This window comes from Marinobacter alkalisoli (assembly GCF_045449855.1).
Taxonomy (GTDB): Bacteria; Pseudomonadota; Gammaproteobacteria; order Pseudomonadales; family Oleiphilaceae; genus Marinobacter.
This window is the reverse complement of sequence record NZ_JBJJLC010000060.1, coordinates 1-2,328: the sequence shown is the minus strand read 5'-3', so window position 1 is coordinate 2,328 and position 2,328 is coordinate 1. Positions and strand designations below refer to the sequence as shown.

The 2,328-nt window shown below is 55.2% G+C and carries 1 protein-coding gene and 1 pseudogene; both read right to left on the bottom strand.

Annotation, left to right across the window (positions count from 1 at the left end; translation table 11 throughout):
* Positions 1 to 242 (bottom strand): annotated as a pseudogene (locus ACJO5Y_RS20150) (GNAT family N-acetyltransferase); the annotation flags it as partial.
* 646 nt (positions 243 to 888) lie between these two features.
* Positions 889 to 2,328, bottom strand: a 1,440-nt coding sequence (locus ACJO5Y_RS20145) for a transposase (protein WP_406989657.1), incomplete at its 5' end; no start/stop codon positions are given.

The following is a 2,328-nucleotide window of genomic DNA, read 5'->3' as shown; positions in this document are numbered from 1 at the left end:
GGCTCAATCACGATGTCCGCCACCCAAGTAAACGTAGCACTGTCAGTGACTGCGCGCCCAAAACCAATTTGCTCCGTTCCATAATAAAGGCTGAAGCAAATAGAACCAGCAACCATCCGCTCCACGGTCTCGATAGGGCGACGACTTCCCCAATACGTTGCGGCCAGCAAGCGGTGCACCGTATCGAGTTGAACCTGGGACCTGTCGTCAGTGATTAGGTATTCGTCCTTGCGCCACTCCATTGAGGGCTACTCCCTGATTTATAACGCCAGCGCACAACGGCGCCCTTGTAATGGAGGCGCAGCCGCAATGAAAAGGGCGTCCGGCGGCCGCAGGCCGCGTATTGATGCGCCTTGTTAGGTTCACCCCGCACACTATTCTTACTCGGCATCTCGGTACAGAACCCAGCCGTGACATATACGCTCGTTACCGTCTGCAAAGAACCAAATCTCGAGCTCATCCGGATCAAAGGGCTTCTCGGTCCAACTCCCGGGAACCGGTCCTCGGACAGCAATGAACCTCAGCTTGTAACGAGTGAGCAGCTCTGAGTTCAGAGTGGAATCATCTAGGCTCAGTGATTCACCCTGACCCAGCTTCCACATTCTCGAAACTAGTGCTTCATCCCCAATCGCATCGCAAGCAACGCTGATGAGATGGGTCTCGTATAGCTTTTTTTGCAACCGAGGCTTTCTATTCATAGGTGAACCTAACGAGGCTGTAGAAAAACCCGATTCCGAGCCACTCCTACTGCCTGATTCCTAAAGTTTTTGTCGCAACCATCAACTGGCTGATGATTCCGATTCCAAGGTTCAGCCGTCAGTTTCGGCTCTTTGACGTTCTCAGTGCCGGTATTGCTGACATCCAGAGGCCACATTTCCAGCCTTCGGATCACGCCGCCAACCGCCCGTAATTCGCCAGCTTCTCAATATTGTGCACCAGGCAGTATAGCTGCCATTGGCCCTGTACCTTCTTCTTGCCCCGCAGACTGAAACGGTTAAGCCGTTTGTTGGTGCCGATGTTGCCGAATACCGGTTCCACCACCGACATGCGGTGGCTATAAATCTCTTTGCCCCGTTGGCTGTCCACCCGGTGCTTCATCCAATCGGTATAGTTGGGCAGGCACTTGTTCTCGAGGGTGAATGAAACCTGGCGGCCTTTGCCCTTTCGGTGGTTAGCGGCATCCGGGTTCTGCATGCATTGGTGTTTCCTGGGGCAGTGCCGGCATTGCAATAAACGGCCCTGGAAGTAGGCCCGGTGCTGTCCGTTCTGGTCAGCCCGGGCTCCATGATATTTAAGGGTTTCACCGGCCGGACAGATACAGGTCAGCTTCACCGGATCGAACTGGAACTCACTGGCCGGGATGGTGTCTTTCCATCCTGTGTCCGGCAGGTTCTGGTGCCGCTTACCGTACTTTTCTTTCTGGTTCTGGAACTTCGGATCCCGGCTGCGGAACCGGTTGTCCGGCACGTAGCCGTTGATCTTCCGTTCGTGCAGGTACTTCATATTCGCTTCGTTGGCGAAGCCGGTATCGGCTGTTACAACAGTGCCTTGTTGGTAGATGCTCTCGGTAATACCCAGCTTCTTGTATCGGGCTTCGACCGTTTCCAGCACCGGTTGTAGCGTGTGGTGTTCCTGGCCTTCGCCAAAGGCCTGGGCATCAATGATGATCTGGTGTTTCCTATCCACCGTGGCCACGCCGTTATAGCCCTGGATCGTGCCCTTGCTGGTGGTCATCTTGGCGCTTTCGTTATCGGTTATATTGCTCTTCACTTCCTTGCTCCGCTTCCCCCGGCCCATCCTTGGGCGGTTCGTCTTTAGGAAGCAGTTCACTTTCTTCAGGGATTCGTCCAGGGAGAGGACCGTCTTTGCCCGGCGGATATCCCGGTCCAGTTCGGCCTCGGTGGCCGCCTCATCCCGTTCATGGTGTTCCTTCAGGTGAAGGCGGATCAGTCGTCGCAGCTTTTTCCGTTTCTCTTCCAGTTCCTTGAAGGTGCCGGACCATTCCTTGGCGGCGTTGGAGGGCATCTTGCAGCCATCGATGGCGAAGAGTTCGTTACCCAGTAACCCCTGTTCGTGGCACACCAACAACACCTGCTCGAACAGTTCTTCAATCTCATCCGAGTGGCGGCTGACGAACTTCGCCAGGGTGGTGAAGTGGGGAACGGTATCGCAGGACAACGCCTTGAAGGTGATGTTGGTCTCGCAGCACCACTGTATTTCCCGGCTGGAGGTGATGCCCCTGGAATAAGCAAACAGGATGATCTTCAGCAGGATGGCCGGATCGTAGGCCAGCCGGCCGGTGTCTTCGTTGCGGTACTTGGGATGGAA